The sequence below is a fragment of the Okeania sp. genome, assembly GCF_983059655.1.
This window is the reverse complement of the sequence record NZ_CEZPJD010001102.1, coordinates 1-2,080: the sequence shown is the minus strand read 5'-3', so window position 1 is coordinate 2,080 and position 2,080 is coordinate 1. Positions and strand designations below refer to the sequence as shown.

The following is a 2,080-nucleotide window of genomic DNA, read 5'->3' as shown; positions in this document are numbered from 1 at the left end:
GCGAAGCAACATCTGGCTTCCCATCCTTCAAAAGCGCAGCATCCTCTGGCTTCCCATTCTTTAAAAGCGCAGCATCCTCTGGCTTCCCCCGATCCTGCGGGGGACGGGAGGGGGATTCCAAGGGGGACTAGAGCAAGTAAATTGACTCTTGTTCCCCCAAAGTTGCTATCCATCTTTCCCGATCAATTGTGGTAGACAGTTGTCAAAAATTACAATATAATACAAGTAATACAAAAAAATGGACTCAGATGGCACGACTAAATCAAATTATTGCGATTGAAAAAGGAATCAAAAGTCGGTCAGTGCAGGAACTAGCAGAAGCTCAAAAAGCTTTGCAGAAACCCGCTTTACTTTCCGGCATTTCTCGAACTTATCGCCCCAAGGATGAGGAGGGAGAACAACTCCCACCAGAGTCGAAAAGGGTAGAGGTTAAAGCAGAAGAGATTATCCGCAAAACCGCCGAGGTATTAACTAAGTTGTTTGATGTGACGGCAACTAAAGATTGGACAAACTGTACTGCCCGCGCTGATGTGGTAGTGGATGGTCAAACATTGTTGACTCAAGCTCCAGTTAGTTATCTACTGTTTCTAGAAAAGCAGTTTGCAGACTTACGCTCTTTTATTAAAAAATTGCCTGTTTTAGATGCAGCAGATACTTGGACATTTGACGAATCTTCGGACTGTTGGGCAACCGAACCAGTCCAAACGTTGCGAACTTTCAAAACTCCTCGTAACCACGTTAAGGCCGAAGCAACTGAACATCACCCCGCACAAGTGGAGGTTTATTACGAAGATGTAACTATTGGCTATTGGCGAACGGTAAAATTTTCTGGTGCTTTGCCCGCACGTCAGATTAATGAAATGTTGGAAAAGTTAGAAAAGCTTTCCCAAGCTGTTAAGTTTGCTCGTGAAGAATCCCCACGTTATTTCGTCGCTGCCAGTGATGGCCACAACTTTGACACCAGTATTCGTGATGTCCTGTTTTAATATCAGTGCTTCCGCACTTTGGACAAGTCAAAATTTTAGAAAGGCTAAAAATTTTCTTCATCCATTTCGATATAAGGGCGAACATGATACTCCAGATTCTTTGATAAAAAATTTTCAATATCTTTAACGCAAAGTCTGTGACGTTTCATTTCTCTCAACAGTCTTCTATCCCTTTCCCTTAAAGAATTTGCTATGCTTGTTAAGTTGCCTGCACTTTCCTTAATCTGGTATTCCATTCCTCCGATATACCTAAAAACTGCCCAACTAGCAATAATTACAGCAGCAAAAGTAGCTATCATGCCAATAGTGACAACTGTTTCTGGAGCCATTTTTTAAGATTTTATTGATAACTTTACATAACGTTAATTTATTTCAAAAATACACTTCAAATATTTTTGTCTAAACTCTATTCGTCAAGAAAAAATAATTCTATTTCACTGTCATCCTACATATTCCCAGACAGACAAAGTTATTTCACTCATTCTTGTAGGAATAATAAACTTTAAAGAATAACTAACCTCTGTAGGTAATTGAATTAAAGTTTTGTTGTTGATTTTGAGATTTTGGTTATAGGCAATAACATTTAAATATATTGAGTCTTTGATTTGTGCCATTTTTCTAATTTAATTTTATGCTGACAAGGTTTTGCTATCAATAACAGAATTATCTACTCCCAAAAGGTAAACATTACATGGTTTAGCGGTAGACTGAATTTCATTGTCTATCGTTTTCCAAAGTAAATTAATTTCTTTCATGTTGGCACGGCTTTGTTGCATGAATGTTGCGATCGCGACTTCTCCCCATAAGAGAAGTTAATTAGAATTCTACTTTGTAGCTTTCTGGCTTACAATCCTGTATCATGCGATTAAGTATGGCACATTGTATGAACAACTCTATCGCTTGATTGCTGAATTTCCTTCGTCGCAACTTACCCCCAAATATTACTTTCAACCTAAACATAGTAGTTTCTGACAGAGAACGTCGATGGTATCCACTCTCACGTTTCCACTTTTTACGTCCTACTCATGCGTTTCTCTCTAGCGCTCCCAGAAATCAATCTAATTGAAACTTCTCTGTGAACTAAGTCTGCCGTA

4 protein-coding genes and 1 pseudogene are annotated in these 2,080 nt (G+C 38.9%); 1 reads left to right on the top strand and 4 read right to left on the bottom strand.

The window, feature by feature from the left end:
* The first annotated feature begins 188 nt into the window (after positions 1-188).
* Complete coding sequence (locus tag AC3DU7_RS32210; protein ID WP_488043296.1) at positions 189-986, top strand: DUF7873 family protein; 798 nt, start codon at positions 189-191, stop codon at positions 984-986.
* Between the two features lie 44 nt (positions 987-1,030).
* Here the strand turns inward: AC3DU7_RS32210 and AC3DU7_RS32205 are convergent, their stop codons facing one another.
* The 4 genes and pseudogenes from AC3DU7_RS32205 to AC3DU7_RS32190 all read right to left on the bottom strand — a co-directional run.
* Positions 1,031-1,315, bottom strand: a complete 285-nt coding sequence (locus AC3DU7_RS32205; protein ID WP_488040356.1) for a hypothetical protein — start codon at positions 1,313-1,315, stop codon at positions 1,031-1,033.
* Positions 1,316-1,426: 111 nt separating this feature from the next.
* Positions 1,427-1,600 (bottom strand): hypothetical protein, encoded by a 174-nt coding sequence (locus AC3DU7_RS32200; RefSeq protein ID WP_488043295.1) that lies wholly within the window; start codon positions 1,598-1,600, stop codon positions 1,427-1,429.
* A gap of 15 nt (positions 1,601-1,615) precedes the next feature.
* Entirely contained in the window at positions 1,616-1,762 is a 147-nt protein-coding gene (locus AC3DU7_RS32195; RefSeq protein WP_488043294.1) for a hypothetical protein, read from the bottom strand.
* Between the two features lie 40 nt (positions 1,763-1,802).
* Positions 1,803-2,006, bottom strand: a pseudogene (locus AC3DU7_RS32190) (IS5/IS1182 family transposase); the annotation flags it as partial.
* Positions 2,007-2,080: the final 74 nt, after the last annotated feature.